At 70.4% G+C, this 26343-nt stretch carries 21 protein-coding genes; 2 read left to right on the top strand and 19 right to left on the bottom strand.

The window, feature by feature from the left end:
* Positions 1–11: 11 nt before the first annotated feature.
* The 10 genes from rpsS to rpsL all read right to left on the bottom strand — a co-directional run bounded on the left by rpsS (position 12) and on the right by rpsL (position 7934).
* Entirely contained in the window at positions 12–293 is a 282-nt protein-coding gene (gene rpsS, locus ACFPL3_RS01800) for a 30S ribosomal protein S19 (protein ID WP_343941366.1), read from the bottom strand.
* A gap of 15 nt (positions 294–308) precedes the next feature.
* Positions 309–1142: a 50S ribosomal protein L2 gene (gene rplB, locus ACFPL3_RS01795; protein WP_343941367.1), complete on the bottom strand. Its 834-nt coding sequence runs from the start codon at positions 1140–1142 to the stop codon at positions 309–311.
* Positions 1143–1158: 16 nt separating this feature from the next.
* Positions 1159–1458, bottom strand: coding sequence for a 50S ribosomal protein L23 (gene rplW, locus ACFPL3_RS01790; RefSeq protein ID WP_343941368.1), 300 nt, complete (start codon positions 1456–1458; stop codon positions 1159–1161).
* Complete coding sequence (gene rplD / locus ACFPL3_RS01785) at positions 1455–2375, bottom strand: 50S ribosomal protein L4, sunset domain variant (RefSeq protein ID WP_465269427.1); 921 nt, start codon at positions 2373–2375, stop codon at positions 1455–1457. Before rplD ends, rplW begins: the two co-directional genes overlap by 4 nt.
* Entirely contained in the window at positions 2372–3025 is a 654-nt protein-coding gene (rplC, locus tag ACFPL3_RS01780; RefSeq protein ID WP_343941369.1) for a 50S ribosomal protein L3, read from the bottom strand. The genes rplD and rplC overlap by 4 nt, the downstream gene beginning before the upstream one ends.
* Before the next feature lie 11 nt (positions 3026–3036).
* On the bottom strand, positions 3037–3342 hold the full coding sequence (gene rpsJ, locus ACFPL3_RS01775; RefSeq protein ID WP_003938093.1) for a 30S ribosomal protein S10: 306 nt from the start codon (positions 3340–3342) through the stop codon (positions 3037–3039).
* Positions 3343–3650: 308 nt separating this feature from the next.
* Positions 3651–4844, bottom strand: a complete 1194-nt coding sequence (gene tuf, locus ACFPL3_RS01770; RefSeq protein ID WP_343941370.1) for an elongation factor Tu — start codon at positions 4842–4844, stop codon at positions 3651–3653.
* 100 nt (positions 4845–4944) lie between these two features.
* Positions 4945–7050 carry an elongation factor G gene (gene fusA / locus ACFPL3_RS01765; RefSeq protein ID WP_343941371.1) on the bottom strand — a complete coding sequence of 702 codons (2106 nt, stop codon included), beginning with the start codon at positions 7048–7050 and terminating at the stop codon, positions 4945–4947.
* Between the two features lie 39 nt (positions 7051–7089).
* Positions 7090–7560, bottom strand: coding sequence for a 30S ribosomal protein S7 (gene rpsG, locus ACFPL3_RS01760; protein ID WP_343941372.1), 471 nt, complete (start codon positions 7558–7560; stop codon positions 7090–7092).
* On the bottom strand, positions 7560–7934 hold the full coding sequence (gene rpsL, locus ACFPL3_RS01755; protein WP_343941373.1) for a 30S ribosomal protein S12: 375 nt from the start codon (positions 7932–7934) through the stop codon (positions 7560–7562). Before rpsL ends, rpsG begins: the two co-directional genes overlap by 1 nt.
* A 644-nt stretch (positions 7935–8578) precedes the next feature.
* Between rpsL and ACFPL3_RS01750 the strand changes: the two genes are divergently transcribed.
* Entirely contained in the window at positions 8579–9535 is a 957-nt protein-coding gene (locus ACFPL3_RS01750; protein ID WP_343941374.1) for a hypothetical protein, read from the top strand.
* A gap of 171 nt (positions 9536–9706) precedes the next feature.
* On the opposite strand, the gene ACFPL3_RS01745 is transcribed toward ACFPL3_RS01750, so the two are convergent.
* Positions 9707–13630, bottom strand: a complete 3924-nt coding sequence (locus ACFPL3_RS01745; protein WP_343941375.1) for a DNA-directed RNA polymerase subunit beta' — start codon at positions 13628–13630, stop codon at positions 9707–9709.
* Positions 13631–13665: 35 nt separating this feature from the next.
* Positions 13666–17193, bottom strand: coding sequence for a DNA-directed RNA polymerase subunit beta (rpoB, locus tag ACFPL3_RS01740; RefSeq protein WP_343941376.1), 3528 nt, complete (start codon positions 17191–17193; stop codon positions 13666–13668).
* A 636-nt stretch (positions 17194–17829) separates the two neighbouring features.
* Here rpoB and ACFPL3_RS01735 point away from each other — a divergent pair.
* Positions 17830–19494: a long-chain-fatty-acid--CoA ligase gene (locus ACFPL3_RS01735; RefSeq protein WP_343941377.1), complete on the top strand. Its 1665-nt coding sequence runs from the start codon at positions 17830–17832 to the stop codon at positions 19492–19494.
* A 77-nt stretch (positions 19495–19571) separates the two neighbouring features.
* Here ACFPL3_RS01735 and rplL read toward each other — a convergent pair whose 3' ends face one another.
* The 7 genes from rplL to ACFPL3_RS01700 all read right to left on the bottom strand — a co-directional run bounded on the left by rplL (position 19572) and on the right by ACFPL3_RS01700 (position 26343).
* A complete protein-coding gene (gene rplL, locus ACFPL3_RS01730) occupies positions 19572–19967 on the bottom strand; it encodes a 50S ribosomal protein L7/L12 (RefSeq protein WP_343941378.1) in 396 nt (131 codons plus the stop codon).
* 40 nt (positions 19968–20007) lie between these two features.
* On the bottom strand, positions 20008–20559 hold the full coding sequence (gene rplJ, locus ACFPL3_RS01725) for a 50S ribosomal protein L10 (RefSeq protein WP_343941379.1): 552 nt from the start codon (positions 20557–20559) through the stop codon (positions 20008–20010).
* Between the two features lie 277 nt (positions 20560–20836).
* Positions 20837–21805: a hypothetical protein gene (locus ACFPL3_RS01720; protein ID WP_343941380.1), complete on the bottom strand. Its 969-nt coding sequence runs from the start codon at positions 21803–21805 to the stop codon at positions 20837–20839.
* A 13-nt stretch (positions 21806–21818) separates the two neighbouring features.
* Positions 21819–22388 carry a hypothetical protein gene (locus ACFPL3_RS01715; protein ID WP_343941381.1) on the bottom strand — a complete coding sequence of 190 codons (570 nt, stop codon included), beginning with the start codon at positions 22386–22388 and terminating at the stop codon, positions 21819–21821.
* A 42-nt stretch (positions 22389–22430) separates the two neighbouring features.
* Complete coding sequence (locus ACFPL3_RS01710; RefSeq protein ID WP_343941382.1) at positions 22431–23672, bottom strand: MlaD family protein; 1242 nt, start codon at positions 23670–23672, stop codon at positions 22431–22433.
* The gene (locus ACFPL3_RS01705; RefSeq protein ID WP_343941383.1) at positions 23669–24928 is read right to left on the bottom strand and encodes an MCE family protein; all 1260 of its coding nucleotides are present in this window, start codon (positions 24926–24928) and stop codon (positions 23669–23671) included. Before ACFPL3_RS01705 ends, ACFPL3_RS01710 begins: the two co-directional genes overlap by 4 nt.
* On the bottom strand, positions 24928–26343 hold the full coding sequence (locus tag ACFPL3_RS01700) for an MCE family protein (protein ID WP_343941384.1): 1416 nt from the start codon (positions 26341–26343) through the stop codon (positions 24928–24930). The genes ACFPL3_RS01705 and ACFPL3_RS01700 overlap by 1 nt, the downstream gene beginning before the upstream one ends.

Raw genomic sequence — 26343 nt, 5'->3', positions numbered from 1 at the left:
CCAGTGCCCGCTCAGCGCCTGCGCGCCTTGCGGTCGTCCTTGATGTGTCCCCGGAAGGTGCGCGTGGGCGCGAACTCCCCGAGCTTGTGCCCGACCATCGAGTCGGAGATGAAGACCGGCACGTGCTTGCGGCCGTCGTGCACCGCGATCGTGTGGCCGATCATGTCCGGGATGATGGTGGACCGGCGGGACCAGGTCCGGATCACGGTCTTCTTGCCCGACTCGTTGAGGGCGTCCACCTTCTTGAGCAGGTGGTCATCCACGAACGGGCCCTTCTTCAGGCTGCGCGGCATCTCTTACCTCCCTGCTCAGCGCTTCTTGCCGGTACGGCGCCGGCGGACGATCATCTTGTCGGACGGCTTGGTGCGGCGGGTGCGGCCTTCCGGCTTGCCCGCGGGGTTGACCGGGTGGCGACCACCCGAGGTCTTGCCCTCACCACCACCGTGGGGGTGGTCGACCGGGTTCATCGCGACGCCGCGGACGGTGGGGCGCTTGCCCTTCCACCGCATGCGGCCCGCCTTGCCCCAGTTGATGTTGGAGTGCTCGGCGTTGCCCACCTCGCCGACGGTGGCGCGGCAGCGCACGTCGACGTTGCGGATCTCCCCGGACGGCATGCGCAGCTGCGCGTAGGGGCCGTCCTTCGCCACGAGCTGCACGCTCGAGCCCGCCGAGCGGGCGATCTTGGCGCCGCCACCGGGGCGGAGCTCGATCGCGTGCACCACCGTGCCGGTGGGGATGTTGCGCAGCGGCAGGTTGTTGCCCACCTTGATGTCGGCCCGGGGGCCGGCCTCGACGGTGTCGCCCTGCTTGAGCTTCGCCGGCGCGAGGATGTAGCGCTTCTCGCCGTCGGCGTAGTGCAGCAGCGCGATGCGGCTGGTGCGGTTCGGGTCGTACTCGATGTGAGCGACCTTGGCCGGCACGCCGTCCTTGTCGTTGCGCCGGAAGTCGATCAGGCGGTAGGCGCGCTTGTGGCCGCCGCCCTGGTGCCGGGTGGTGACCCGCCCGTGCACGTTGCGGCCGCCCTTGCTGTGCAAGGGGCGGATCAGCGACTTCTCGGGCGTCGAACGCGTGATCTCGGCGAAGTCCGAGACGCTCGACCCTCGGCGACCAGGGGTCGTCGGCTTGTACTTACGGATGCCCATGTGTGTCGTCAGCCCCTCAGCTCGCCCGGCCGCCGAACACGTCGATCGCCCGGCTCTCCTCGGAGAGCGTGACGATGGCGCGCTTGGTGTCCTTGCGCTTGCCGTAGCCGGTGCGGGTGCGCTTGCGCTTGCCCGGGCGGTTCAGCGTGTTGACGCTGAGCACCTTGACCCCGAACACCTTCTCGACGGCGATCTTGATCTCGGTCTTGTTCGCGTCAGGGGCGACGACGAAGGTGTACTGGCGCTCCTCGAGCAGCCCGTAGCTCTTCTCCGACACCACCGGCGCGAGCAGGATGTCCCGCGGATCGGGGATCACTTGTCAGCCTCCTTGCGCTGCGACGGCGGGGCGGAGAACCCGGCCGCCTCGGCCGCCTCGGCGGAGGCGAACCAGACCTCGGCCTCGGTGCGGGCGTAGAACGAGCTGCCCGGCACGTGGTAGAGCATCGAGTCGGCGTTGCCCTTGACCGGGAAGCCCTCCGGCTGGGAGCCGTCGGCCAGCGGCGCGTGGCTCTCCGGCCCGTACGGGCCGGCCTCGGCGTCCTGCTCGACCGCCGCGGCCTCGCTCTCCCGCGCACCGGCCTTGACCGAGCGGCGGGTGGGCGTGGCGATCGGGCCGGCGAGGAAGGCGTCGAGCGCCTCGCGGGTGAACACCACCGCGTCGTTGACCAGCACGTCGTACGTGTTGAGCTGGTCGGGCGCGATCAGGTGCACCGTGGGCAGGTTGCGCAGCGACAGCCAGTTGGTCTCGTCGTCGCGGCCGAGCACCACGAGCACCCGCTGCGACTCGCCCGCCACGGCCTCGATCGCCTTGCGGGCGGCCTTGGTGGACGGGGTGTCGCCCGTGACCACGCCGGAAACGACGTGGACCAGGCCCGCCCGGGCGCGGTCCGAGAGCGCACCGCGCAGCGCGGCCGCCTTCATCTTCTTCGGGGTCTTCTGGGTGTAGTCCCGCGGCGTGGGGCCGTGGACGACGCCACCACCCGCGAACTGCGGAGCGCGGGTCGAACCCTGCCGGGCCCGGCCGGTGCCCTTCTGGCGGTACGGCTTCTTGCCGCCGCCGCGCACCTCGCCGCGGGTCTTCGTGTCGTGCGTGCCCTGCCGGGCAGCCGCCTGCTGGGCCACCACGACCTGGTGCATCAGCGGCACGTTGGCCGTGACGTCGAAGACGTGGTCGGGCAGCTCGACGGAGCCGCCCTTCTTGCCCTCGGGGGACAGGACGTCGACGGAGCTCACTTCACACCACCCTTCGCAGCGGTCTTGACCAGGACGAGGCCACCGCGCGGGCCGGGAACGGCGCCCTTGAGGAGCAGCAGCCCGTTGTCGGAGTCGACCCGGTGGACCGTGAGGTTCTGGGTGGTGGTGCGCACGTTGCCCATGCGCCCCGCCATCCGCAGGCCCTTGAAGACGCGGCCCGGCGTGGCGCACCCGCCGATCGAGCCCGGCGAGCGGTGCTTGCGCTGCGTGCCGTGGCTGGCCCCGAGGCCGCCGAAGCCGTGGCGCTTCATCACACCCGCGGTGCCCTTGCCCTTGCTGGTGCCCACGACGTCCACGGTGGCGCCGGCGTCGAACACCTCGGCGGTGATCTCCTGCCCCACCGTGTACTCGCCCGCGTCGGCCGTGCGCAGCTCGACCAGGTGCCTGCGCGGCGTGGTGCCCGCCTTGGCGAAGTGGCCGGTGCGCGGCTTGTTCACCTTGCGCGGGTCGATCGCGCCGTAGGCGAGCTGCACCGCCGTGTAGCCGTCGGTCTCCGGCGTGCGGACCTGCGTCACCACGTTCGGGCCCGCCTGGACCACGGTGACCGGGACCACCCGGTTGTTCTCGTCGAAGACCTGGGTCATCCCGAGCTTCGTGCCCAGGATCCCGGTGATCTTTCGTTCGGTCATCGGTCCAAGCCCTACTGGATGTTGACGTCGACGCTGGCCGGGAGGTCGATGCGCATGAGCGCGTCGACCGTCTTCGGCGTCGGGTCGAGGATGTCGATCAGCCGCTTGTGCGTGCGCATCTCGAAGTGCTCGCGCGAGTCCTTGTACTTGTGCGGCGAGCGGATGACGCAGTACACGTTCTTCTCCGTCGGCAGCGGCACCGGCCCGACGACCCGAGCGCCCGTGCGGGTGACCGTCTCGACGATCTTGCGCGCGGAGGCGTCGATGGCCTCGTGGTCATAGGCCTTCAGCCTGATGCGGATCTTTTGTCCCGCCATGGTCGTCGGTCGTCCTTCTCTTCCTGCCGCTTGTCGTACGCATCCGGGGTGCGTGCCCCGAGGAGCGCAGCCTCATCGTTCCTGGGCGGTCTCACTCGTGGCTGCTCCGGTCCACGAGGTCGGGCGTGTCGCTGCCTGACCTCATACCGGTCCCCGGGCGATCGGCTTCCCCTGGGGGGATGGCTTTAGCTCAGGGGCTGGGCGTGGCTGCGGCGCACTCGGACTTCAGGAGTCCGGGCGCGCCGCAGCCCTACGCGCAACCCGTCAAGGATGCCACACGCGAGTGCGGCACCCTCGACCGGGGGGTGCTACTTGTTGATCTTCGTGACCTGGCCGGCGCCGACGGTCCGGCCACCCTCGCGGATGGCGAACTGCAGGCCCTCCTCCATGGCGATCGGCTGGATCAGCTGAACGCTCATGGAGGTGTTGTCGCCGGGCATGACCATCTCGGTGCCCTGCGGCAGCGTCACGACGCCCGTCACGTCCGTGGTGCGGAAGTAGAACTGCGGGCGGTAGTTGTTGAAGAACGGCGTGTGCCGGCCGCCCTCGTCCTTGGACAGGATGTAGACCTGGCCCTCGAACTCGGTGTGCGGGGTGATCGAGCCCGGCTTCACGACGACCTGGCCGCGCTCGACGTCCTCGCGCTTGACACCGCGGAGCAGCAGGCCGACGTTCTCGCCCGCACGACCCTCGTCGAGGATCTTGCGGAACATCTCGACACCGGTGACGGTGGTCTTGGTCGACTTCTCGCGGATGCCGACGATCTCGACCTCCTCGTTCACCTTCACGATGCCGCGCTCGACGCGGCCGGTGACCACGGTGCCGCGGCCGGTGATGGTGAACACGTCCTCGACGGGCATGAGGAACGGCTTCTCGGTGTCGCGCTCCGGCTCCGGGATCGCCTCGTCGACGGCGTCCATGAGCTCGAGCAGCTTGTCGCCCCACTCCTTGTCGCCCTCGAGCGCCTTGAGCGCCGAGACGCGGACGATCGGCAGGTCGTCGCCCGGGTACTCCTGCGAGGACAGGAGCTCACGGACCTCCAGCTCGACGAGCTCGAGGATCTCCTCGTCGTCGACCATGTCGGCCTTGTTCAGGGCCACGACGATGTAGGGCACACCCACCTGGCGGGCGAGCAGCACGTGCTCGCGCGTCTGCGGCATCGGGCCGTCGGTCGCGGCGACCACCAGGATCGCGCCGTCCATCTGGGCGGCACCGGTGATCATGTTCTTGATGTAGTCGGCGTGACCGGGGCAGTCGACGTGCGCGTAGTGCCGCTTCTCGGTCTGGTACTCGACGTGCGCGATGGAGATCGTGATACCGCGCTGGCGCTCCTCGGGCGCCTTGTCGATCATGTCGAACGCCGAAGCCTCGTTGAGGTTCGGGTACTTGTCGTGCAGGACCTTGGTGATGGCCGCCGTCAGCGTGGTCTTGCCGTGGTCGATGTGACCGATCGTGCCGATGTTGACGTGCGGCTTGGTCCGCTCGAACTTCGCCTTCGCCACTGGGGGATCCTCCTGGACTGGTGACTTCTCCGCCGTGCTGACGGCAGGTCGTTTCGGGTGGTACGGGCCGCGGACGCTACTCGCCCGCGGCACGCGCCTCTTACTCGCCCGTGGCCTTAGCGATGATCTCCTTGGCCACGTTGGTCGGGACCTCCGCGTAGGAGTCGAAGACCATCGTGTAGTTCGCCCGGCCCTGGGTCCGCGACCGCAGGTCGCCGACGTAGCCGAACATCTCCGAGAGCGGGACCAGCGCCTTGACGACGCGGGTGCCCGCCCGCTCCTCCATGGCCTGGATCTGGCCGCGGCGGGAGTTGAGGTCGCCGATCACATCGCCCATGTAGTCCTCGGGCGTGGTGACCTCGACGGCCATCATCGGCTCGAGCAGCGCCGGGTCGGCCTTCTTCGCGGCCTCCTTGAGGGCCATCGAACCGGCCACCTTGAACGCCATCTCGGACGAGTCGACCTCGTGGTACTGGCCGTCCAGCAGCGTCAGCTTGATGCCGACCAGCGGGTAGCCCGCGAGCACGCCGTACTGCATGGCGTCCTGGGCACCGGCGTCGACCGACGGGATGTACTCCCGCGGGATGCGGCCACCGGTGACCTTGTTCTCGAACTCGTACAGCGCACCGTCGCTCGACGACGTGTCGAGCGGCTCGAGCGCGATGATGACGCGCGCGAACTGGCCCGACCCACCGGTCTGCTTCTTGTGCGTGTACTCGTACTTGTCGACCTTGCGACGGATCGTCTCGCGGTAGGCCACCTGCGGCTTGCCGATGTTGGCCTCGACCTTGAAGTCGCTCTTCATGCGGTTGACCAGCACCTCGAGGTGCAGCTCACCCATGCCGGCGAGGATCGTCTGCCCGGTCTCGTCGTCGAGGGAGACCTGGAACGTCGGGTCCTCCTCGGCCAACTTCTGGATCGCCGTGGAGAGCTTCTCCTGGTCGGCCTTGGTCTTCGGCTCCACCGCGACCTGGATGACCGGCTCCGGGAACGTCATCGACTCGAGCACGATCGGCGACTGCGGGTCGCTGAGCGTGTCGCCCGTGGTGGTGTCCTTGAGACCGATCACCGCGTAGATGTGGCCGACCATGGCCTCATCGACCGGGTTCTCCTTGTTGGCGTGCATCTGGAAGATCTTCCCGATGCGCTCCTTGCGGTCCTTGGTCGCGTTGATGACCTGGGAGCCCGCAGCCACCCGGCCCGAGTAGACCCGGATGTAGGTGAGCTTGCCGAAGAACGGGTGCGCAGCGATCTTGAAGGCGAGCGCCGAGAAGGGCTCGTCCTTCTCCGGCTTGCGCTGGGCCGGCGTCTCGCCGTCCTGCAGCGTGCCGTCGACCGGCGGGAGGTCCAGCGGCGACGGCAGGTAGTCGATAACGGCGTCGAGCAGGGGCTGCACGCCCTTGTTCTTGAACGCCGAGCCGCACAGCACCGGGTAGGCGATCCGGTCGTTCACGATCTTCCGGATGCCGTGCTTGATCTGCTCGACCGAGAGCTCCTCGCCACCGAGGTAGAGCTCCATGAGCTCGTCGTCGGTCTCGGCCACGGCCTCCACGAGCGCCGTGCGGTACTCCTCGGCGCGCTCCTGCAGGTCGGCCGGGATCTCCTCGACCGCGTAGTCCTCGCCCTTCTGGACCTCGCCGCGCCACGTGAGGGCGCGCATCTGGACCAGGTCGATGACCCCGATGAAGTCGTTCTCGGCACCGATGGGCAGCTGGATCGGGAGCGGCTTGGCACCCAGGCGGTCCTGGATCGTGCCGACGGTGAAGTAGAAGTCCGCGCCCAGCTTGTCCATCTTGTTGACGAAGCAGATGCGCGGGACGTCGTACTTGGTGGCCTGCCGCCAGACCTGCTCGGACTGCGGCTCGACGCCCTCCTTGCCGTCGAAGACGGCGACGGCACCGTCGAGCACCCGCAGGTTGCGCTCCACCTCGACGGTGAAGTCGACGTGCCCCGGGGTGTCGATCAGGTTGATCTGGTGGTCTTTCCAGAAGCAGGTGGTGGCGGCCGACGTGATCGTGATGCCGCGCTTCTGCTCCTCCTCCATCCAGTCCATGGTGGCGGCGCCGTCGTGCACCTCACCGATCTTGTAGTTGATCCCGGTGTAGAACAGGATCCGCTCGGTGGTGGTGGTCTTGCCGGCGTCGATGTGCGCCATGATGCCGATGTTGCGGACCTTGCCCAGGTCCGTCAGCACGTCCCGTGCCACTTCAGATTCTCCCTCGGATTGGCGCGGACGATCGGCCCGTCACCAGCGGTAGTGGGCGAAGGCCTTGTTGGACTCCGCCATCTTGTGCATGTCCTCGCGCCGCTTCACGCTGGCGCCCAGTCCGTTGCTCGCGTCGAGCAGCTCGTTCATCAGGCGGTCGACCATCGTCTTCTCGCGGCGCTGACCGGCGTACGACACCAGCCAGCGCAGCGCGAGGGTGGTCTGCCGGGAGGCGCGAACCTCGACCGGCACCTGGTACGTGGCACCACCGACGCGGCGGCTCTTGACCTCGAGAGCCGGCTTCACGTTGTCCATGGCGCGCTTGAGCGTGACGACCGGGTCGGTACCGGTCTTGTCCCGGGTGCCCTCGAGCGCGGCGTACACGATGCGCTCGGCGAGCGACCGCTTGCCGTCCTTGAGGACCTTGTTCACCAGCTGGGTGACCAGCGGCGAACCGTAGACCGGGTCCGAGACCAGTGGGCGCTTCGGCGCCGCACCCTTGCGCGGCATCAGCTCTTCTCCTTCTTCGCGCCGTACTTGCTGCGGGACTGCTTGCGGTTGCGGACACCCTGGGTGTCCAGCGAACCGCGGATGATCTTGTAGCGGACGCCCGGCAGGTCCTTCACGCGGCCACCACGGACGAGCACGATCGAGTGCTCCTGAAGGTTGTGCCCCTCACCCGGGATGTAGGCCGTGACCTCCATGTCGCTGGAGAGCCGCACGCGCGCGACCTTGCGCAGCGCGGAGTTCGGCTTCTTGGGCGTGGTGGTGTACACGCGCGTGCACACCCCTCGCCGCTGCGGGCTCTCCTTGAGCGCTGCGGTCTTGGTCTTGCCGACCTTGTCCTGACGGCCCTTGCGGACCAGCTGCTGGATCGTGGGCATGAACCGTCTGCTTCTTCCCGTCGGTGGTTCTGGAGCTTCGTCGTGCTGTGGTGCTGCGGGCTGCCCGGCCCCCGAGGTCGGGCGTGTCCCCGAGGTCGGGCGTACTGCCACCCGGGCACCGAACGTTGAGATCTGGGACCTCACGGGGGCCAGGGCCCGCGCGCCCCGAGGCCGGCGACCACCGGGCACGCAGATCGGCCCGACCGTGGCCGAGCGCAAGACAACAGGTTACCCGCCCCGTCGAAGAGGGGTCAAAACGGGTCCTGGTCAGCGCCTGTCGGTACCGGCAGAGTGCCGCACCGGCGCGCTCATCGCAAGGGGACGCGCCCGTTCGCCGCTTCCCAGCCCCCGCTCGTCGCAGGTGATCGCGGCGGCCCACCACGCGGTCGTCCGGCAGGTCACCCGTGGTGTGGTGCGTCCACGGCTCTCCCATCGCCCGTCCTGCCCCACGCAGGACACGACATCCACAACGCACGAGCGGGCCCGCTGATTCCTCCCCACGCTGGACGAACGGCACATCCGTACCGCTCTATCGGACGAAGGTGCCGCTCGTACCGCTGGGGGTTGTCCACATCGCTGCTCCGCCATCCACAGATCGCGCCGGCAACCCCCTCGCCTCCCCCTTCCGTCGCACCCTCGGGGGCATGCCTCGGCGATCCTCCCCTCGTCCACACGAGCTCGGCGCCGCACTGGCCGGCGCCACGGTCGTGCGGGTCGACCACCTCGTGGCCCTCGGGCTCACCCGCAGCACGATCGCGCACCGGTGCCGGCCGGGCGGCCCGTGGCGGCGGCTCGCGCCCGGCGTCGTCAAGCTGGAGAACGGACCCGTCACGCGGTCCGACCGGCGCCGGGCGGCGCTGCTTCACGCGGGCGCGCGCGCCGTCCTCACCGGGCTCGACGCGCTGGAGCTACACGGGATGGAGCGCATGCCCGCACCGGCCGGGCCGGTCCACGTCCTGGTCCCCGGCGGGCGACGCCGCGGCGGTGCCGGCCTCGCGCTCGTCGAACGCACCCACCACCTGCCACTGGCAGTCCCGGGGCGGTGGCCGCTCGCGCCGGTCGCCCGCGCCGCGCTGGACGCCGCCCGGCGGCTCGTGGTGCGCGACGAGGTGCGGGCGGTGCTCGCCGAGGTCGTGCAGCGGGAACGTTGCTCCCCGGCGGAGCTGAACGCCGAACTCGAGCTGGGCAGCGGCCGGGGCGCCCGGCTGGCGCGGGAGGTGCTCGCCGAGATCGGCGACGGCGTGCGGTCGGCAGCCGAGGCGAACGCCCGCGAGGTCGCGCTGAGCAGTGGACTTCCCGCGCCGTGGTGGAACGCGAGGCTCTACGACCGCACCGGCCGTTTCATCGCGATGCCGGACGCCTGGTTCGACGATGTCGGGCTGGCGTGGGAGATCGACTCCCGGGAATTCCACCTCTCACCCGCCGACCACGAGCGCACGCTCGCGCGGCGGTCGGCGATGACGGCCGAGGGGATCGTCGTGCTGCACACGCTGCCCTCGGGCCTGCGGCACCGGAGGGATGCCGTGGACGAGCTGCGGCGCACCTACGCCAGCGCGACGCGCCGCCCCCGTCCGGACGTCGTTGCGGTTCCGACGGGGTGACCCTCGTACGAACGGCACGTTCGTACCGCTCTATCGGACGAGGGTGCCGTTCGTACCAGGACATGCGAACGGGGCCGGTCACCTCCACGGGAGAGAGGTGCCCGGCCCCGTTCATCGACGTCGGGGCCCCGTGGCCAGGACCGTCGTCCTGGCCACGGGGGTGCGGCTGCCTTACCGGTAGTCGCGCCCGAAGTCGTAGTCGTCCAGCGGCACCGCAGCGCCGGTGCCGGTGCCGAACACGTCGGGGCTGTAGTAGCCGTCGTCGTAGCTCGGCAGCGCGTAGGCGGCCGCGCGGGCCTCCTCCGTGGGCTGGACCTGGATGTTGCGGTACCGGTTGATGCCGGTACCGGCGGGGATCAGCTTGCCGATGATCACGTTCTCCTTGAGCCCGACGAGCTTGTCGCGCTTTCCGTTGATCGCGGCATCGGTGAGGATCTTCGTGGTCTCCTGGAACGAAGCCGCGGACAGCCACGACTCCGTGGCCAGCGAGGCCTTGGTGATCCCCATCAGCACCGGGCGGCCCGACGCGGGCTCGCCGCCCTCGGCCACCGCCTGGCGGTTGGCGGCCTCGAACTCGGCGCGCTCGGCCAGCGCACCCGGCAGGAACTCCGTCGAGCCCGAGTCGATGATCGTGACCCTGCGGAGCATCTGCCGGACGATGACCTCGATGTGCTTGTCGTGGATGTCCACGCTCTGCGTGCGGTACACCTTCTGCACCTCACGCACCAGGTGCAGCTGCACCTCGCGCGGGCCCATGACGCGCAGCACCTCGTGCGGGTCGGCCGTGCCCTCGAGGAGCAGCTGGCCCACGTGCACGTGGTCGCCGTCGGCCAGCGGCCGCTCGACGCCGTCGACGACGGTCATCGCCAGCCACTGCCGCTTCGACAGCTTCTCGTAGACGATCTCCTCGCCGCCGTCGTCCGGGGTGAGGGTGATCTTCCAGAAGCGATCGCCGTCCTCGATGGAGATCCGGCCGTCGACGTCGGCGATCGGCGCCTTGCCCTTCGGCACGCGGGCCTCGAACAGCTCCGTGACGCGGGGCAGACCGGTGGTGATGTCGTCACCGGCGACGCCGCCCTGGTGGAACGTACGCATCGTCAGCTGCGTGCCGGGCTCACCGATGGACTGCGCGGCCACGATGCCGACGGCCTCGCCGACGTCCACCAGCTTGCCGGTGGCCATCGAGCGGCCGTAGCACATGCCGCAGATCCCGGTGGCCGACGCGCAGGTGAGCGCGCTGCGCACCTTGATCTGCCGCACGCCCGCCGCGACCAGCGCGTCGAGCGCCGGGTCGCCCAGGTCGTCGCCACGCCGGACGATGATCTGGCCGTCGGGCCCCGTGACGTCCTCGGCGGACGAACGGGCGTACACCGAGGTGCGCAGGTAGCGGTGCGGGATGAGCCGCCCGTCCGACAGCTCCTCGGTGACCGGCATCGTGATGCTGCGCTCGGTGCCGCAGTCGACCTCGCGGACGATGACGTCCTGCGACACGTCCACCAGACGACGGGTGAGGTAACCCGAGTCGGCGGTGCGCAGCGCGGTGTCGGCCAGACCCTTCCGGGTGCCGTGGGTGGAGATGAAGTACTCACCCACCGACAGGCCCTCGCGGAAGTTGGACTTGATCGGCCGGGGGATGTACTCGCCCTTCGGGTTGGCCACCAGACCACGCATACCGGCGAGCTGCCGGACCTGGGTCATGTTGCCCGCCGCGCCCGACTGCACGATCGTCGGGATCGGGTTGTTCTCCGGGAAGTTCTCCTCCATGGCCTTGGCCACCTCTTCGGTGGCCTGGGTCCAGATCTTGACCATCTCGTCGTTGCGCTCCTGGTGCGACAGGGCACCGCGCTGGTAGCGCTTGTTGATCTGGTCGGCCTTGGCCTCGTAGCCGTCGAGGATCTCCTGCTTGTTCGGAGGCACGACGACGTCGGAGATGGCGAGGGTGACGCCGGAGCGCGTGGCCCAGTAGAAACCGGCCTCCTTGAGGCGGTCGAGGACCTGCGCGACCTCCGTCATCGAGTACCGCTCGGCCAGGTCGTTGATGATCGTGGCCTGGCGCTTCTTGGGCAGCGGCTCGTTGACGAACGGGTAGTCCGCCGGCAGCAGCTCGTTGAACATGACCCGCCCGAGGGTGGTCTCCGCGAGCCACGGGTCGCCGGGCTGCCAGCCCTCGGCCTCCAGGGAGGCGGCGACGTCGGCGGGCGGCACCACATCGGTGAGCCGGATCTTGATCGGTGCCTGCAGGTGCAGCGCCTTGCGGTCGTAGGCCATGATCGCCTCGGCGGGCGAGGAGAACACGTGGCCCGCGCCCTCACCGTCGTCGCGCTGCCGGGACAGGTGGAACAGCCCGGTGACCATGTCCAGACGGGGCATGGCCAGCGGACGGCCCGACGCGGGCGACAGGATGTTGTTGCTCGAGAGCATCAGCACCCGGGCCTCGGACTGCGCCTCGGCCGACAGCGGCAGGTGCACCGCCATCTGGTCGCCGTCGAAGTCGGCGTTGAACGCCTCGCAGACCAGCGGGTGCAGCTGGATGGCCTTGCCCTCCACCAGCTGCGGCTCGAAGGCCTGGATGCCGAGGCGGTGCAGGGTGGGTGCGCGGTTGAGCAGCACCGGGTGCTCGGAGATGACCTCCTCGAGCACGTCCCACACCTGCGAGCGGCCACGCTCGACCATGCGCTTCGCGGACTTGATGTTCTGCGCGTGGTTGAGGTCGACCAGCCGCTTCATGACGAACGGCTTGAACAGCTCCAGAGCCATGCCCTTGGGCAGGCCGCACTGGTGCAGCTTGAGCTGCGGGCCGACCACGATGACCGAACGGCCCGAGTAGTCGACGCGCTTGCCGAGCAGGTTCTGGCGGAACCGGCCCTGCTTGCCCTTGAGCAGGTCGGACAGCGACTTCAACGGGCGGTTGCCCGGACCCGTGACCGGCCGGCCGCGGCGGCCGTTGTCGAACAGCGCGTCGACGGCCTCCTGCAGCATCCGCTTCTCGTTGTTGACGATGATCTCGGGCGCGCCGAGGTCGATCAGCCTCTTGAGGCGGTTGTTGCGGTTGATGACCCGGCGGTACAGGTCGTTGAGGTCGGAGGTGGCGAACCGGCCACCGTCGAGCTGCACCATGGGGCGCAGGTCCGGCGGGATGACCGGCACGCAGTCGAGCACCATGCCCATCGGGCTGTTGCCCGTGGACTGGAACGCCGCGACGACCTTGAGCCGCTTCAGCGCGCGGAGCTTCTTCTGCCCCTTGCCGCTGCGGATGGTCTCCCGCAGGTTCTCGGCCTCGGCCTCGATGTCGAAGTTCTGCAGCAGGGTCTGGATCGCCTCGGCGCCCATCGCCCCGGTGAAGTAGTCGCCGTAGCGGTCGTAGAGCTCGCGGTAGAGCCCCTCGTCGGCGATCAGCTGCTGGGTGTCGAGCTTGGTGAACGTGGTCCAGATCTCGTCGAGCCGGTCCAGCTCGCGCTGGGCGCGGTCGCGGAGCTGGCGCATCTCACGCTCGCCACCCTCCTTGACCTTGCGGCGGACGTCGCTCTTGGCGCCCTCCGCCTCCAGCTCGGCCAGGTCGGCCTCGAGCTTCTGGGCCCGGGCCTCCAGGTCGGCGTCACGGCGCTGCTCGACCCGCTTGCGCTCCACGCTCATCTCGTTCTCGAGCGTGGACAGGTCGTTGTGGCGCAGCTCCGTGTTCACCGAGGTGATCACGTACGCCGCGAAGTAAATGATCTTCTCGAGGTCCTTGGGAGCCAGGTCGAGCAGGTAGCCCAGCCGGCTCGGGACGCCCTTGAAGTACCAGATGTGCGTGACCGGGGCGGCCAGCTCGATGTGGCCCATCCGCTCGCGCCGCACCTTGGCGCGGGTGACCTCCACGCCACAGCGCTCACAGATGATGCCCTTGAACCGGACGCGCTTGTACTTGCCGCAGTAGCACTCCCAGTCGCGGGTGGGACCGAAGATCTTCTCGCAGAAGAGCCCGTCCTTCTCCGGCTTGAGGGTGCGGTAGTTGATGGTCTCCGGCTTCTTCACCTCGCCGTGCGACCACTGGCGGATGTCCTCGGCGGTGGCCAGGCCGATGCGAAGCTCGTCGAAGAAGTTGACGTCGAGCAAGATGTGTCCTTCTCGTTGTCTCGGCTCTGGGCGGATCAGTTGACGACGTCGTCGAGCGTCGCCGAGTCGGAACCCGGCCGGCTGGACAGGTTGATGCCCAGGTTCGCCGCGGCCCGCTCGAGGTCCTCGTCGTCGCTGTCGCGCATCTCGATCGCCGCACCGTCGCTGGAGAGCACCTCGACGTTCAGGCACAGCGACTGGAGCTCCTTGAGGAGCACCTTGAACGACTCCGGGATGCCCGGCTCCGGGATGTTCTCGCCCTTGACGATGGCCTCGTACACCTTCACGCGGCCCACCACGTCGTCGGACTTGATGGTGAGCAGCTCCTGCAGGGTGTACGCGGCGCCGTAGGCCTGCATGGCCCAGCACTCCATCTCGCCGAACCGCTGGCCACCGAACTGCGCCTTACCGCCCAGCGGCTGCTGCGTGATCATCGAGTAGGGGCCGGTGGACCGTGCGTGGATCTTGTCGTCCACCAGGTGCGCCAGCTTCAGGATGTACATGTAGCCGACGGCCACCGGGAACGGGTACGGCTCGCCCGAACGCCCGTCGAACAGCGTGGCCTTGCCGTCGGGGCCGACCATGCGCTCGCCGTCGCGGTTGGGCCGCGTGGACCCGAGCAGACCGGTGATCTCGTGCTCGCGCGCGCCGTCGAAGACCGGCGTGGCGGTGCGCGTGCCCGGGGGCACCGAGTGGAGCTCCTCCGGCATCTTCGACGCCCAGTCGGGGTTGCCCTCGATGTCCCAGCCGGACTTGGCGATCCACCCGAGGTGGGTCTCCAGGATCTGGCCGATGTTCATACGACGCGGCACACCGTGGGTGTTGAGGATGATGTCGACCGGCGTGCCGTCCGGGAGGAACGGCATGTCCTCGGCGGGCAGGATCTTGCCGATCACGCCCTTGTTGCCGTGGCGGCCGGCGAGCTTGTCGCCGTCCTGGATCTTGCGCTTCTGCGCCACGTACACGCGGACCAGCTCGTTGACGCCGGGCGCCAGCTCGTCCTCGTCGTCGCGGGAGAAGACGCGGATGCCGATGACCTTGCCGTTCTCACCGTGCGGCACCTTGAGCGAGGTGTCGCGCACCTCGCGCGCCTTCTCGCCGAAGATGGCGCGCAGCAGGCGCTCCTCCGGGGTGAGCTCGGTCTCGCCCTTCGGCGTGACCTTGCCGACCAGGATGTCGCCCGGCTGCACCTCGGCACCGATGCGGATGATGCCGCGCTCGTCGAGGTCGGCGAGGACCTCCTCGGACACGTTCGGGATGTCCCGGGTGATCTCCTCGGCGCCCAGCTTGGTGTCGCGGGCGTCGATCTCGTGCTCCTCGATGTGGATCGACGTGAGCACGTCGTCCTGCACCAGGCGCTGCGAGAGGATGATCGCGTCCTCGTAGTTGTGGCCCTCCCACGGCATGATCGCCACGAGCAGGTTCTTGCCGAGGGCCATCTCGCCGTCCTCGGTGCACGGCCCGTCGGCGATGACCTGGCCGGCCTCGACGCGCTGACCCTCGTCGACGATCGGCTTCTGGTTGTTGCACGTGCCCTGGTTGGACCGGCGGAACTTGTTCAGCCGGTACGTGGTGCGCGTGCCGTCGTCGGCCATCACCGTGATGTAGTCGGCGCACAGCTCCTCGACCACACCCGCCTTGTCGGCCACCAGCACGTCACCGGCGTCGACGGCGGCGCGCAGCTCCATGCCGGTGCCCACGAGCGGGGCCTCGCTGCGCAGCAGCGGCACGGCCTGGCGCTGCATGTTGGCGCCCATCAGCGCGCGGTTGGCGTCGTCGTGCTCGAGGAACGGGATGAGCGCGGAGCCCACCGACACCATCTGCCGCGGCGAGACGTCGATGTAGTCGACGGTGGCCGGGGAGATGTAGTCCAGCTCGCCGCCCTTGCGGCGGACGAGGACGCGGTCCTCCAGGAAGTTGCCGTCGTCGTCGAGGGGCGCGTTGGCCTGCGCGACGACGAAGCGGTCCTCCTCGTCGGCCGTGAGGTAGTCGATCTGGTCGGTGACCCGGCCGTTCTCGACCTTCCGGTACGGCGTCTGGATGAACCCGAACGGGTTGACCTGCGCGTACGTGGACAGCGACCCGATCAGGCCGATGTTCGGACCCTCAGGGGTCTCGATGGGGCACATGCGGCCGTAGTGGCTGGGGTGCACGTCGCGCACCTCCATGCCGGCCCGCTCCCGGGACAGACCACCCGGGCCGAGCGCGTTGAGGCGCCGCTTGTGCGTGAGTCCGGCCAGCGGGTTGTGCTGGTCCATGAACTGCGACAGCTGCGAGGTGCCGAAGAACTCCTTGATCGCCGCCACGACCGGGCGGATGTTGATCAGGGTCTGCGGCGTGATGGCCTCGACGTCCTGCGTGGTCATCCGCTCGCGGACGACGCGCTCCATCCGGGACAGGCCGACGCGGACCTGGTTCTGGATGAGCTCGCCGACCGTGCGGATGCGCCGGTTGCCGAAGTGGTCGATGTCGTCGACCTCGACCGGGACCTCGGTGCCGCCGTTGCCCTCGGCGTCGGCGCCCACCGTCATCGTGGTCTCGCCCGCGTGCAGGCGGACGAGGTACTCGATGGTGGTGGCGATGTCCTCCTCGGTGAGCGTGCCCACCGAGTTGTCGATCGACAGGCCCAGCTTCTTGTTGGCCTTGTACCGGCCGACCTTGGCCAGGTCGTAGCGCTTGTCCTTGAAGAACAGGTTCTCGAGCAGCGTCTGCGCGCTCTCACGCGTGGGCGGCTCGCCCGGGCGCAGCTTGCGGTAGATGTCGAGCAGCGCCTCGTCCTGACCAGCGGTGTGGTCCTTCTCGAGGGTGGCGAGGATCGTCTCGGAGAACCCGAAGCGCTCGCGGATCTGCTCGGCGGTCCACCCCAGCGCCTTGAGCAGCACGGTGACCGGCTGGCGGCGCTTGCGGTCGATGCGGACACCGACGGTGTCGCGCTTGTCGACGTCGAACTCCAGCCACGCACCCCGGCTCGGGATGATCTTGACCGAGTAGACGTCCTTCTCGGTGGCCTTGTCGATCGTGTGGTCGAAGTAGACGCCCGGGGACCGGACGAGCTGCGACACGACGACACGCTCGGTGCCGTTGATGATGAACGTGCCCTTGCTCGTCATCACCGGGAAGTCACCCATGAACACCGTCTGGCTCTTGATCTCGCCGGTGGTGTTGTTGGTGAACTCCGCCGTGACGAACAGCGGGGCCGCGTAGGTCATGTCCTTGTCGCGGCACTCCTCCTCGGAGGCCTTGACCTCGTCGAAGCGGGGGTCCGAGAACGACAGGGACATCGAGCCGGAGAAGTCCTCGATCGGGGAGATCTCCTTCAGGATCTCCTCGAGCCCTCCGACCGGGTTCTCGTCGCCAGCGTCGATGCGACGCTGGAACCAGGCCTCGTCACCGACGAGCCACTGGAACGACTGGATCTGCACGTCGAGGAGATCAGGCACCTCGAGCGGCTCACGGATCTTCGCGAAGGTGACCCGGGTGGGCGCACCGGGGAAGTTCGGGTTGGCCGAGACGGCAGCGGGCGCGGGGGTCGCGAGGGGGCTGGTGGCGCGGGACGAAGCCAAGATGCGTCCTTCCGAGAACTGCGCTCTCGTTCTGGCGGGCATCGGCTCCGCGCGATACCGTCTGCTCGTCCGCCCCGGGCGGGAGGTCCGGGTCGAACGGGCAGTCGGAGCGCAGGGGTCCGACACACGCCGTCTGTTGTCATGGCACGGCCATCGCAGAACGCGCGTGAGCCCGGAAGGGACACCCTGGAGCGGGAGGACTCCTCTGAGCGCGCGCGCAGCTGGACGAGGGCAGCGCAAAGAGGCAGTCTAGCTGCAAATGCAGCCGCTGTCGAGACAGGTCGCCGAGACAACCATCGAGACCTAAGAGTGACTTGACGAGCGCATCCCGTCAAGACTCTACGCGCCGGTAAGTGGTCCTTTTCGTGGGACGAACGGTACGGAACCGCTGTTCCAGGCCCTGAGGGCCCGCTTGTCGATCTCCTTCGCCCCGTTCGGGCGACCGCCGAACGGGCACAACCGGCGGGGCCGGCCGCACCCGGACGTCATCGGCCCGTCGCCGGACCGTGTCGCCACCGTGTCGCCGACGTCACCTTCGAGGCCACCGACCCGGGCGGTCAGGTCCCGCACCGCTCACCTTGACACCGTCTCACGGCCCGGCTGACGATCGTCCACCGGGCCGAGCCTGGGAGGCACATGGTGTCCACGACGACGTACGACGAACGGCCGTGGCTGGCGCGCTACGACGCGGGGCAACCGCACGACCTGGAGCTCGAGCACACCGACGCGGTGTCGATGTTCCGGGCGGCCGTGGCGCGCAAGCCGGACGGCGACGCCGTGCGGTACTTCGACGGCCGGATCACGCTGCGCGAGCTGGACGAGCTCTCCGACGCATTCGCCGCAGGCCTCCTCGACTCCGGGCTGGCGGCGGGCGACCGGGTGGCGCTGTACCTGCAGAACGTGCCGCAGTTCGTCATCGGGCTCCTCGGCACCTGGAAGGCCGGCGGCGTCGTCGTGCCGATCAACCCGATGAACCGGCAGCGGGAGCTGGAGCTCCTGCTCGCCGACTCGGGCGCCCGGGTGCTCGTCTGCCTGCAGAGCCTCTACCGCGACGTCGCGGCCGGCGTGGTCGGGCGCACGGCGGTGCAGACGGTGATCACGACGTCCGAGCTGGACCACCAGGGCCGCGACGACCCGCGGGCGTTCGGCGGGTCGGAACGCATCGACGTCCCCGGCACGGTCGACATGACCGACCTGACGGCCCGGTTCCGCGGTCAGAGCCCGCCGCCCGTGTCGCTCGGCCCCGACGACGTCGCCTGCCTCACGTACACCTCCGGCACCACCGGCCCGCCCAAGGGCGCCATGAACACGCACCGGAACGTCGTGTTCAACAGCCAGGTCTACCGCGCGTGGTGCAACCTCACCCCCGACGACGTCGTGCTCGGGGTGGCGCCGTTGTTCCACATCACCGGGCTCATCGCGGGCGTCACCACCGCGTTGCTGCTCGGGGCGCCGCTCGTGCTGTTCCACCGGTTCGAGCCCTCGCTCGCGATCGACGTCGTCCGGGAGGAGCGCCCGACGTTCACGGTGGGGTCCATCACCGTGTTCATCGCCCTGATGAACGCACCGAACGCCGAGCGCGACGCCCTCGCCTCGCTCACCAAGATCTGGTCCGGTGGCGCCCCGATCCCGCCGTCCACGGTGAAGGCGTTCTCGGCGGCGTTCGGGCAGTACATCCACAACATCTACGGGCTCACCGAGACCACGTCGCCGTCGCACGGCGTGCCGGCGGGCGCCGAGGCACCGGTCGACGACGCGTCCGGGGCGCTCTCGGTGGGCGTGCCCGTCTACAACACGGTCGTGCGCATCGTCGGCGACGACGGCGAGGAGCTCCCGCCCGGCGAGATCGGCGAGATCGTCACCAGCGGGCCGCAGGTGGTCTCCGGCTACTGGAACAAGCCCGAGGAGACCGAGCGGGCCCTGCCCGGAGGGGCGCTGCACACCGGCGACGTGGGCTACATGGACGCCGACGGCTGGTTCTACATCGTCGACCGGAAGAAGGACCAGATCAACGCGGGCGGGTACAAGGTGTGGCCCCGCGAGGTGGAGGACGTGCTCTACGAGCACGAGGCGGTGCGCGAGGCCGCGGTGGTCGGGGTGCCCGACGAGTACCGCGGGGAGACGGTGAAGGCCTACGTCAGCCTCCGGCCCGGCCGCAGCGCCGACGAGGCCGAGCTGATCGCGTTCTGCAAGGAGCGGATGGCGGCGTACAAGTACCCGCGGCACGTGGAGTTCCTGGACGAGATCCCGAAGACCGTCACCGGGAAGCTGCTGCGGCGGGAGCTGCGCGCTCGGGGCTGACCCCGAACGTACGAACGGCACCTTCGTACCGGTCTATCGGACGAAGGTGCCGTTCGTACGGTGCGCTTGGCGCGAGATCAGCTCAGGCTGACCTTGGCGCCGGCCTCCTCGAGCTTGGCCTTGGCGGCGTCGGCCGCGTCCTTGGCCACGCCCTCGAGGATCGGCTTCGGGGCGCTCTCGACGAGGTCCTTGGCCTCCTTCAGGCCCAGGCCCGAGACGAGCTCGCGGACGACCTTGATGACCTGGATCTTCTTGTCGCCCGCCGCGTCGAGGACGACGTTGAACTCGTCCTTCTCCTCGGCGGCCGGGGCGGCGTCGCCACCGGCGGCGGGCGCACCCGCGGCGGCGACGGCGACCGGGGCGGCCGCGGTGACGTCGAAGGTCTCCTCGAACTTCTTCACGAACTCCGACAGCTCGATGAGGGTGAGGTCCTTGAAGGCCTCGAGCAGCTCGTCGGTGGACAGCTTCGCCATGGTGGTGCCTCTCTGGGTGTTGCTGAGCTTGGGGGTGGGATCAGGCCTCGGTGGCGGGGGCGGCCGAGCCGCCCTCCTCCTCGGCACGCTTGTCGGCCAGCGCCTGGGCCAGGCGGGCCACCTGCGAGGCGGGAGCGGCGAACAGGCCCGCGGCCTTCGCCATGGTCCCCTTCATCGCGCCTGCCAGCTTCGACAGCAGGACCTCGCGGGACTCCAGGTCGGCGAGCTGGTTGACCTCGGCGACGGTCAACGGGCGACCGTCCATGAAGCCACCCTTGATCACCAGGCCCTGGTTGGCCTTGGCGAAGTCGCGCAGCGCCTTGGCTGCGTCGACGGGCTCGCCGGTGATGAATGTGATCGCCGTGGGGCCGACGAGCAGATCCTCGAGGCCGTTGACGCCCGCGTCCTCGGCGGCGCGCTTGACCAGCGTGTTCTTGGCGATGCGGTACGTCGCACCGTCGCCGAGCGACCGGCGCAGCGTGGTGAGCTGCGACATCGTCAGGCCGCGGTACTCGGTGACCACCGAGGCGGACGCGCCCCGGAACTTCTCGGCGATCTCCTCGACCGCCGCGACCTTGTCGGGTCGGGCCATCCTCGCCTCCTCTCGTCGTGGTCGGTGTGGACAACTGCGGTTCGCACCCACCGACGACTCCGGAAACGACGAACGCCCCGGCGCAGGAGCGCACGGGGCGTGACGGGGGCACGCACGACTGCGCACCCCGCGATGACCTCGTCCTCCTGCGCGGGCCGCCCGCGGATGCGGGGCCTTCGTGTGCTCTGCTGATCGCTCAGCGGGGCACAGACCTGCGGTCTTCGGTGGAACCGCTGACCAGGATACGCGACCCCGTCCCGCGACCTGCGGGACGGGGTCAGAGCGGCGTGACGGCGGCGATCCTCCAGCGCCCGTCCACCCGCTCGCCGGTCACCGTGAGCCGGCCGGCCGCGGCCAGCTGCTGCGACTCGGCGTCGGGTGCGGCGCGGGTGGCCTGCTGGTCGACGAACGCCACCATGACGGCCCGGTCGCCGGTGATCTCCTTGACGGCGGTGTGGGTGACCGTGGCGGACACGACGGCCTGCTGCTGCGGGGCCCGGGCCCGCACCTCGCCGAAGAGGCGGTCGAAGTCGGCCGCGAACTCCGGGGTGATCACGTCGCGCGCGGCCCGCTCGTTCTCGTCGAGCCGCGCGAAGTCGAACGAGTACACGGCCTCGACGGCGTCGGACAGCTGCCCCGCCACCTCGGCCGTGGCGCCGACGTCGACGAGCGCGGTGTTGGCGGCCGCCGGGGTGCCGCGCAACCGCGCGTCCTGGATGCCGGCGACCACGGCCACGGTGGCGAGCACGACCGCCGCCACCGCGAGCAGCGGCACGGCGTGGCGGCGCAGCACCTCGCCCACCCGCGCGGCGCGGCCGGCGGTCTCATCGGCCTCGGCGGTCTCGCCGGACTCGGGGGCCTCGGTGTCGTCGTCCTCCGCCGGTCCGGCGGTCTCGGCGGGCCGGGGCCGCTCCCGCACGGCGGCAGGCTTGCGGCGGGGCTTGCCCGCGGGCTCAGCGGGCTCCTCCGCGTCGACGACCGGCATCCGCTCCGTGCGGTCCGGGGTTTCCCCCGCGGTCTTTTCTGCGGCCGCTTCGGCGTCGCGGGGTGGCCGGACGCGCTTGGGCCGCGGCTTCGGACGGGCGCGCTCGCCCTGGTCCTCCGGGGCGGGCGCCGCGGCTTCGGGGGCGGTGGCCGGGTCCTCGGCGCGCTCGGCCGGGCGGGGAACGGTGGGCGTCAGCCCGGCGACGCGGGGACGGCGGGCCGGGTTCGGGCGGGGGCGCGGGGAGCGGGGACGAGGTGGCATGCGCGTGCTCCTGTCAGCTCGGCGTGCGGACCGGGGCCAGCCGGCTCGCCTTCCAGCCCTGGTCGGTGCGGGTCATCTCCAGCTCGAGCCGCTGGCGGGTGACCACAGGGGACTGCCCCTCGGGGCGCACCTCGACGTCGACGGCCACCAGCACCCGGGCGGTGCCGGCGCGCAGGTCGAGCTCGGCGACGCCTGCGTCCGGCACGGTGGCCGTGGTGGCCCGCCTGGCCTGCGTCACGACCTGCTCGTACTCGGCCCGGTTGGCGCGGAACTCGTCGAGCAGCGTGCCGGTGGAGCTCTGCTCCCACAGGTCCAGCCCGCGGGCGACGTCCTGGTGGTCGAGGGTGGTGAGGTTGATCGCGGCCTGCCGGGCGTCGACCAGCACGGCCTCGCGCGCGGCGGCCAGCTCCAGCCCCTCGTCGCCCGCGGCGAGCGCCCACCGCCCGCCGAAGAACAGCGCCGCGAGCGCGGTGAGCGCCACGAGCGCGGCGAGGGCGCGGACGGGGGTGATCTCGAAGCGACGCGTCGACGGCGCGGGATCCGGGTCCTTCTGTCGCGTGGTGGGCTTCTCGAGGACTGTCATGCGGCTCTCCGTCGGGGGTCGGGTCGGCGCGGTGGTCCAGCGTCAGTCGAGGATCTGCGTGAGCGTGCTCAGCGGCGGCAACGATCCCACCCGGTCGGGGATGACCGGCGCGGCCCCCGCGGGCAGCCCGCCGCGCGGCGTGCCGGACGGGGCATCGGCGGCGGGCTTCGGGGTCTTCGCGCGCGGGACGTTCTGGGCGCCGCGGACGTCGATCGGGCTGCCCGGCGGCTCCGCGCAGTACGCCTTGCGGTTGAACGGGATGTCGGACACCTCGCTGCCGGGACGCCGCTCGGTGCCCTCGTACCCGCGGGTGCACGGCGGCGGGTCGAACAGGTTGCTGAGCACCAGCCCGAGGTGCGCGGTGCCGTCGCCGGGCACCACCGTGTAGGTCGTGGTGGTGACGGCGGGGTAGGTCACGAGGATCTGGCGCAGCGCCGCCTGGCGCGGCTCGGCCACCCGGGAGATCGTGAGCAGGTCGGCCACGAGCTCGCCGAGCCCGCTGCCGCTCTCCCGCAGCAGCCCCCGGATCTGGGTGGAGGCCTCGGGTCCGGTGTGCATGAGGCGGCGCAGGTCCGGGTCGGACTCGGCCAGCTGGTCGGCCAGCAGCGCGAGGTCCTCGCTGAAGCTGCGGAACGAGCCGGCCACCTCGTTCTGCGTGGTGAGCACGGTGCGGCCGTCCTCGATGAGGCGCACGGTCTCCGGCAGGGTGTCCACGGCGTCCCCGGTGAACGCGTTCGTGGTGTCGAGCAGCTTCTGCAGCGGCAGCGCGGTGTTGGAGAAGGCGACGCCGAGCTCGTCCACCACGGTGCGCAGCGAGTCCAGCGGCACCGACCGGACGAAGTCGTCGAGGCTCACCACGAGCTGCTCGACCGGCACGGGTGTGCTCGTGCGCTCCACCGGGATCACCGATCCCGCCTCGAGGTACGGGCCGCCGTCGCTCGCGGGCCGCAGGTCCACGTACTGCTCGCCGATCGCGGACAGGTTGTGCACCGCCGCGTCGACGTCGCGCGGGATCGCCGGGGCACCGCGCTCGATGTCGAGCTGGGCCTCGACGCCGTCCGGGGTGATCGTCAGGGGGCCGACCCGGCCGACGCTCACCCCCCGGTACGTCACGTCCGCGCCGGTGAAGATCCCCCCGGACTGCGCGAGCTGCACCCGCACCGGGTAGGTCGTGGAACCGAACAGGTCACCGAAGCCCGCGTAGCGGAACCCGGCGTAGCCGACGCCCGCGACGGTGATCAGCAGGAACGCCACCAGCTGCAGCCGCACGATCCGCGTGATCATCGGTCACCGCCTCCGAACAGGCCGCCCAGCAGGCCGCCGCGCCGGGTGGGCTCGGCGTCCTCGTCGTCCTCCGGCGGCTCCGGCGAGCCCGCGGTCGGGGTGGGTTCGACCTCGCCGGGCAGCGGCAGGAGGTCGTCCTGGCCCAGCAGCGGGAAGTTCGGCAGCGACGGCCCCTCCGGGCCGAGCAGCGGACCCAGCAGCTGCGACGTCGGCGGCAGCATGCCGATCGGCCCGTCGGGCCCGGGGAACGGCTCCCCCGAGCGCGCCAGGTTCTCCAGCACGCTGCTCAGGTCGAGGTCGAGCTCGACGTAGAGGTTGGAGTAGTCGCCCGCGAACGCGTCCACCGTGCCGTCGCTGAACGGGAAGGTGGGCAGCAGGCTCAGCGAGTTCACGAGGTCGGGGCCGGACTCGACGAGCTCGGACAGCACCGGCCGCAGCAGCTCGAGGTCGGCGACGACGTCGTCGTGGCTGCGGTTGACCACGTCGGTGGCCACGCCCGAGAGCCGGTCGAGGGCCTGCAGCATGTCGACGAGCTTGCCCCGCTGGTCCTCCAGCTCCCGCAGCCCGGGCGACAGGTCGGAGAGCGCGGTCTCGATCTGCCCCCTGCGGTCGCGCAGCGTGCCGGCGAGCCGGTTGACCTCGTCGATGGCCCGGGTGATCTCCGACTTGTGGTCGTCGAGCGCGCCGACGAGCGCGTTCAGGTCGTCCAGGAGCGCGCGGATCTCCGGCTCGTTGCCCGTGAGCGCCTCGTTCAGCTCTTTGGCGATCGTGCGGATCTGGGCCACGCCGCCACCGTTGAGCAGGAGCGACAGCGCGCCGAGCACCTCCTCCACCTCGGCGGCCCGGCTCGTGCGCAGCAGGGGGATGGTGGCGCCGTCTTCGATGCGGCCGGGCTTCGCGTCACGCGGGGCCAGCAGCTCGACGAACTTCTCGCCGAGCAGGCTCGTGGTGCGTACCCGGGCGCCTGCGTCGGGCGGCAACACGACGTCGCCGTTGACCAGCACGGTGACCTCGGCGGTCCAGTCCGGCCCCACGCCGATGTCGGCGACCCGGCCCACCGGCACGTCGTCGACCTTGACCAGCGCCTGCGGCACCAGATCGATGACGTCGGTGAACTCGATGGTCAGCTGGTAGGGGTGGTCACCGAGTTCGGCCCCACCGGGCAGGTCCACCCCGCGCAGGCCGCCGGACAGCACCCCGCACCCGCTGGTGAGCAGGAGCGTGGCGGCCGTCGCCACCGCGGCGAGCCTGCGCATCACCGCCCACCTCCGAACAGACCGGGCCAGCCGCCCCGCCGTTCCTCGTCGTCCTCGTTCTTCTCGTCGTCCTCGTCCGAGGTGCGGGACGGCGTGGGCGTGGCGGTGTCGTCGTCCGACTCCCGCTCGGCCCGGCCGGTCGGGGTCGGCGTCGCCTCCCCGGAGGGCTCGGCCCGCTCCCCCTCCGGCGCCGGCGCCCCGGGCAGACCCGGCAGCGGCAGCGGGCCCTGCGGGCCGCCGGACGGTGCCGGTTCCGTGGGCAGCGCGAGGCCCGGCACGGGCGGGGGCTGCCCGCTCTGCAGCGCCGTGATCACGTCGGCGGCGCTGGGCAGCGGCACGACCCCGTCGAGGACGGGCGCGAGCGTGTCGCAGGCCGTCTTGAGCTTGTCCGGGATCGGGGCGCCGCGGTCCAGCAACAGCTCGCAGACCAGCGCCGGCACCGGCATCGTGAGCTCGTTGATGTCGGCGCGGGCGTCGAGGGTGCCGGACGCGCCGTTGTAGGCCAGGGAGAGGTTGCCGAGCGCGGCGGGCGCCACGTCGAGCACCTCCGCGAGGGCCTTGCGCTGCTCGACCACCACCGCGGTGACGTCGGTGAGCCGGTCGACGTCGGACTTCACCAGCTCCCTGTTGTCCTTGACGAAACGCGCCACGTCGTCGAGCGCGAGCGACAGCTCCCGCACGGCGGTGGCCAGGTCGCCCCGTTCGTCGGCGAGGAAGCCCGCCACGTCGGCGAGCCTGCGGTTGAACTCGCGCACCTCGCCGTCGTTGGCGGCGAGCATGGACGTGAAGGACTGCAGCTCGCGGACCGTGCCGAACAGCTCCTCGCGGGAGTCGGCGAGCGTGCCCGACAGCTCGCCGAGGTTGCGGATCGTGTCGTTCAGCGCGCGGCCGTTGCCGTCGAGGTTGGCGGCGCCGACGTCGAGGGCGTCGGACAGGGCGCCCTCGGAGTTGACGCCGTTCGGGCCCAGCGCGTCGGCGAGCTGCGTGGCCGTGCGCGCGAGGTCGTCGACGCCGAGCGGCACCGCGGTGCGCTCGAGCGGGATCACGGCGCCGTCGTGCAGCTCGGGGCCGCCCGACCAGGTGGGGGCCAGCTGGATGTAGCGGCCGGTCACCAGGCTCGGCGAGACGACGACCGCCTTCGCGTCGGCGGGCAGCTTCAGGTCCGGGTCGTCGATGCGCATCTCGACGCGCACCCGGGTGCCCTCCGGCGTGATGCTGACGATGTCGCCGACCGGCACGCCGAGCACGCGCACCGAGTTGTCCTCGAACACGCCGGTGGCCGAGGTGAAGTACGCGGTGATCATCCGCGACGGCCCCTGCAGCACGATGTAGAGCCCGCTCGCCACGAGCACGGCGATCACGGCGACGAGGCCGGTGTACTGCAGCTGCCTGCGGTCGGTGGGGGTGAGGGCCAT

The organism is Pseudonocardia zijingensis (genome assembly GCF_042657305.1).
Taxonomy (GTDB): Bacteria; Actinomycetota; Actinomycetes; order Mycobacteriales; family Pseudonocardiaceae; genus Pseudonocardia; species Pseudonocardia zijingensis.
The sequence above is the reverse complement of the archived record's forward strand: the minus strand, read 5'-3'. Positions and strand labels throughout refer to the sequence as shown.

What these genes read in the sequence shown, in the direction of transcription:
- rpsS (WP_343941366.1), bottom strand. Translation starts at nt 293, where the DNA reads ATGCCGCGCAGCCTGAAGAAGGGCCCGTTCGTGGATGACCACCTGCTC.
- rplB (WP_343941367.1), bottom strand. Translation starts at nt 1,142, where the DNA reads ATGGGCATCCGTAAGTACAAGCCGACGACCCCTGGTCGCCGAGGGTCG.
- rplC (WP_343941369.1), bottom strand. Translation starts at nt 3,025, where the DNA reads ATGACCGAACGAAAGATCACCGGGATCCTGGGCACGAAGCTCGGGATG.
- rpsJ (WP_003938093.1), bottom strand. Translation starts at nt 3,342, where the DNA reads ATGGCGGGACAAAAGATCCGCATCAGGCTGAAGGCCTATGACCACGAG.
- rpsG (WP_343941372.1), bottom strand. Translation starts at nt 7,560, where the DNA reads ATGCCGCGCAAGGGTGCGGCGCCGAAGCGCCCACTGGTCTCGGACCCG.
- rpsL (WP_343941373.1), bottom strand. Translation starts at nt 7,934, where the DNA reads ATGCCCACGATCCAGCAGCTGGTCCGCAAGGGCCGTCAGGACAAGGTC.
- ACFPL3_RS01750 (WP_343941374.1), top strand. Translation starts at nt 8,579, where the DNA reads ATGCCTCGGCGATCCTCCCCTCGTCCACACGAGCTCGGCGCCGCACTG.
- ACFPL3_RS01735 (WP_343941377.1), top strand. Translation starts at nt 17,830, where the DNA reads ATGGTGTCCACGACGACGTACGACGAACGGCCGTGGCTGGCGCGCTAC.
- rplL (WP_343941378.1), bottom strand. Translation starts at nt 19,967, where the DNA reads ATGGCGAAGCTGTCCACCGACGAGCTGCTCGAGGCCTTCAAGGACCTC.
- rplJ (WP_343941379.1), bottom strand. Translation starts at nt 20,559, where the DNA reads ATGGCCCGACCCGACAAGGTCGCGGCGGTCGAGGAGATCGCCGAGAAG.
- ACFPL3_RS01720 (WP_343941380.1), bottom strand. Translation starts at nt 21,805, where the DNA reads ATGCCACCTCGTCCCCGCTCCCCGCGCCCCCGCCCGAACCCGGCCCGC.
- ACFPL3_RS01715 (WP_343941381.1), bottom strand. Translation starts at nt 22,388, where the DNA reads ATGACAGTCCTCGAGAAGCCCACCACGCGACAGAAGGACCCGGATCCC.
- ACFPL3_RS01710 (WP_343941382.1), bottom strand. Translation starts at nt 23,672, where the DNA reads ATGATCACGCGGATCGTGCGGCTGCAGCTGGTGGCGTTCCTGCTGATC.
- ACFPL3_RS01705 (WP_343941383.1), bottom strand. Translation starts at nt 24,928, where the DNA reads ATGCGCAGGCTCGCCGCGGTGGCGACGGCCGCCACGCTCCTGCTCACC.
- ACFPL3_RS01700 (WP_343941384.1), bottom strand. Translation starts at nt 26,343, where the DNA reads ATGGCCCTCACCCCCACCGACCGCAGGCAGCTGCAGTACACCGGCCTC.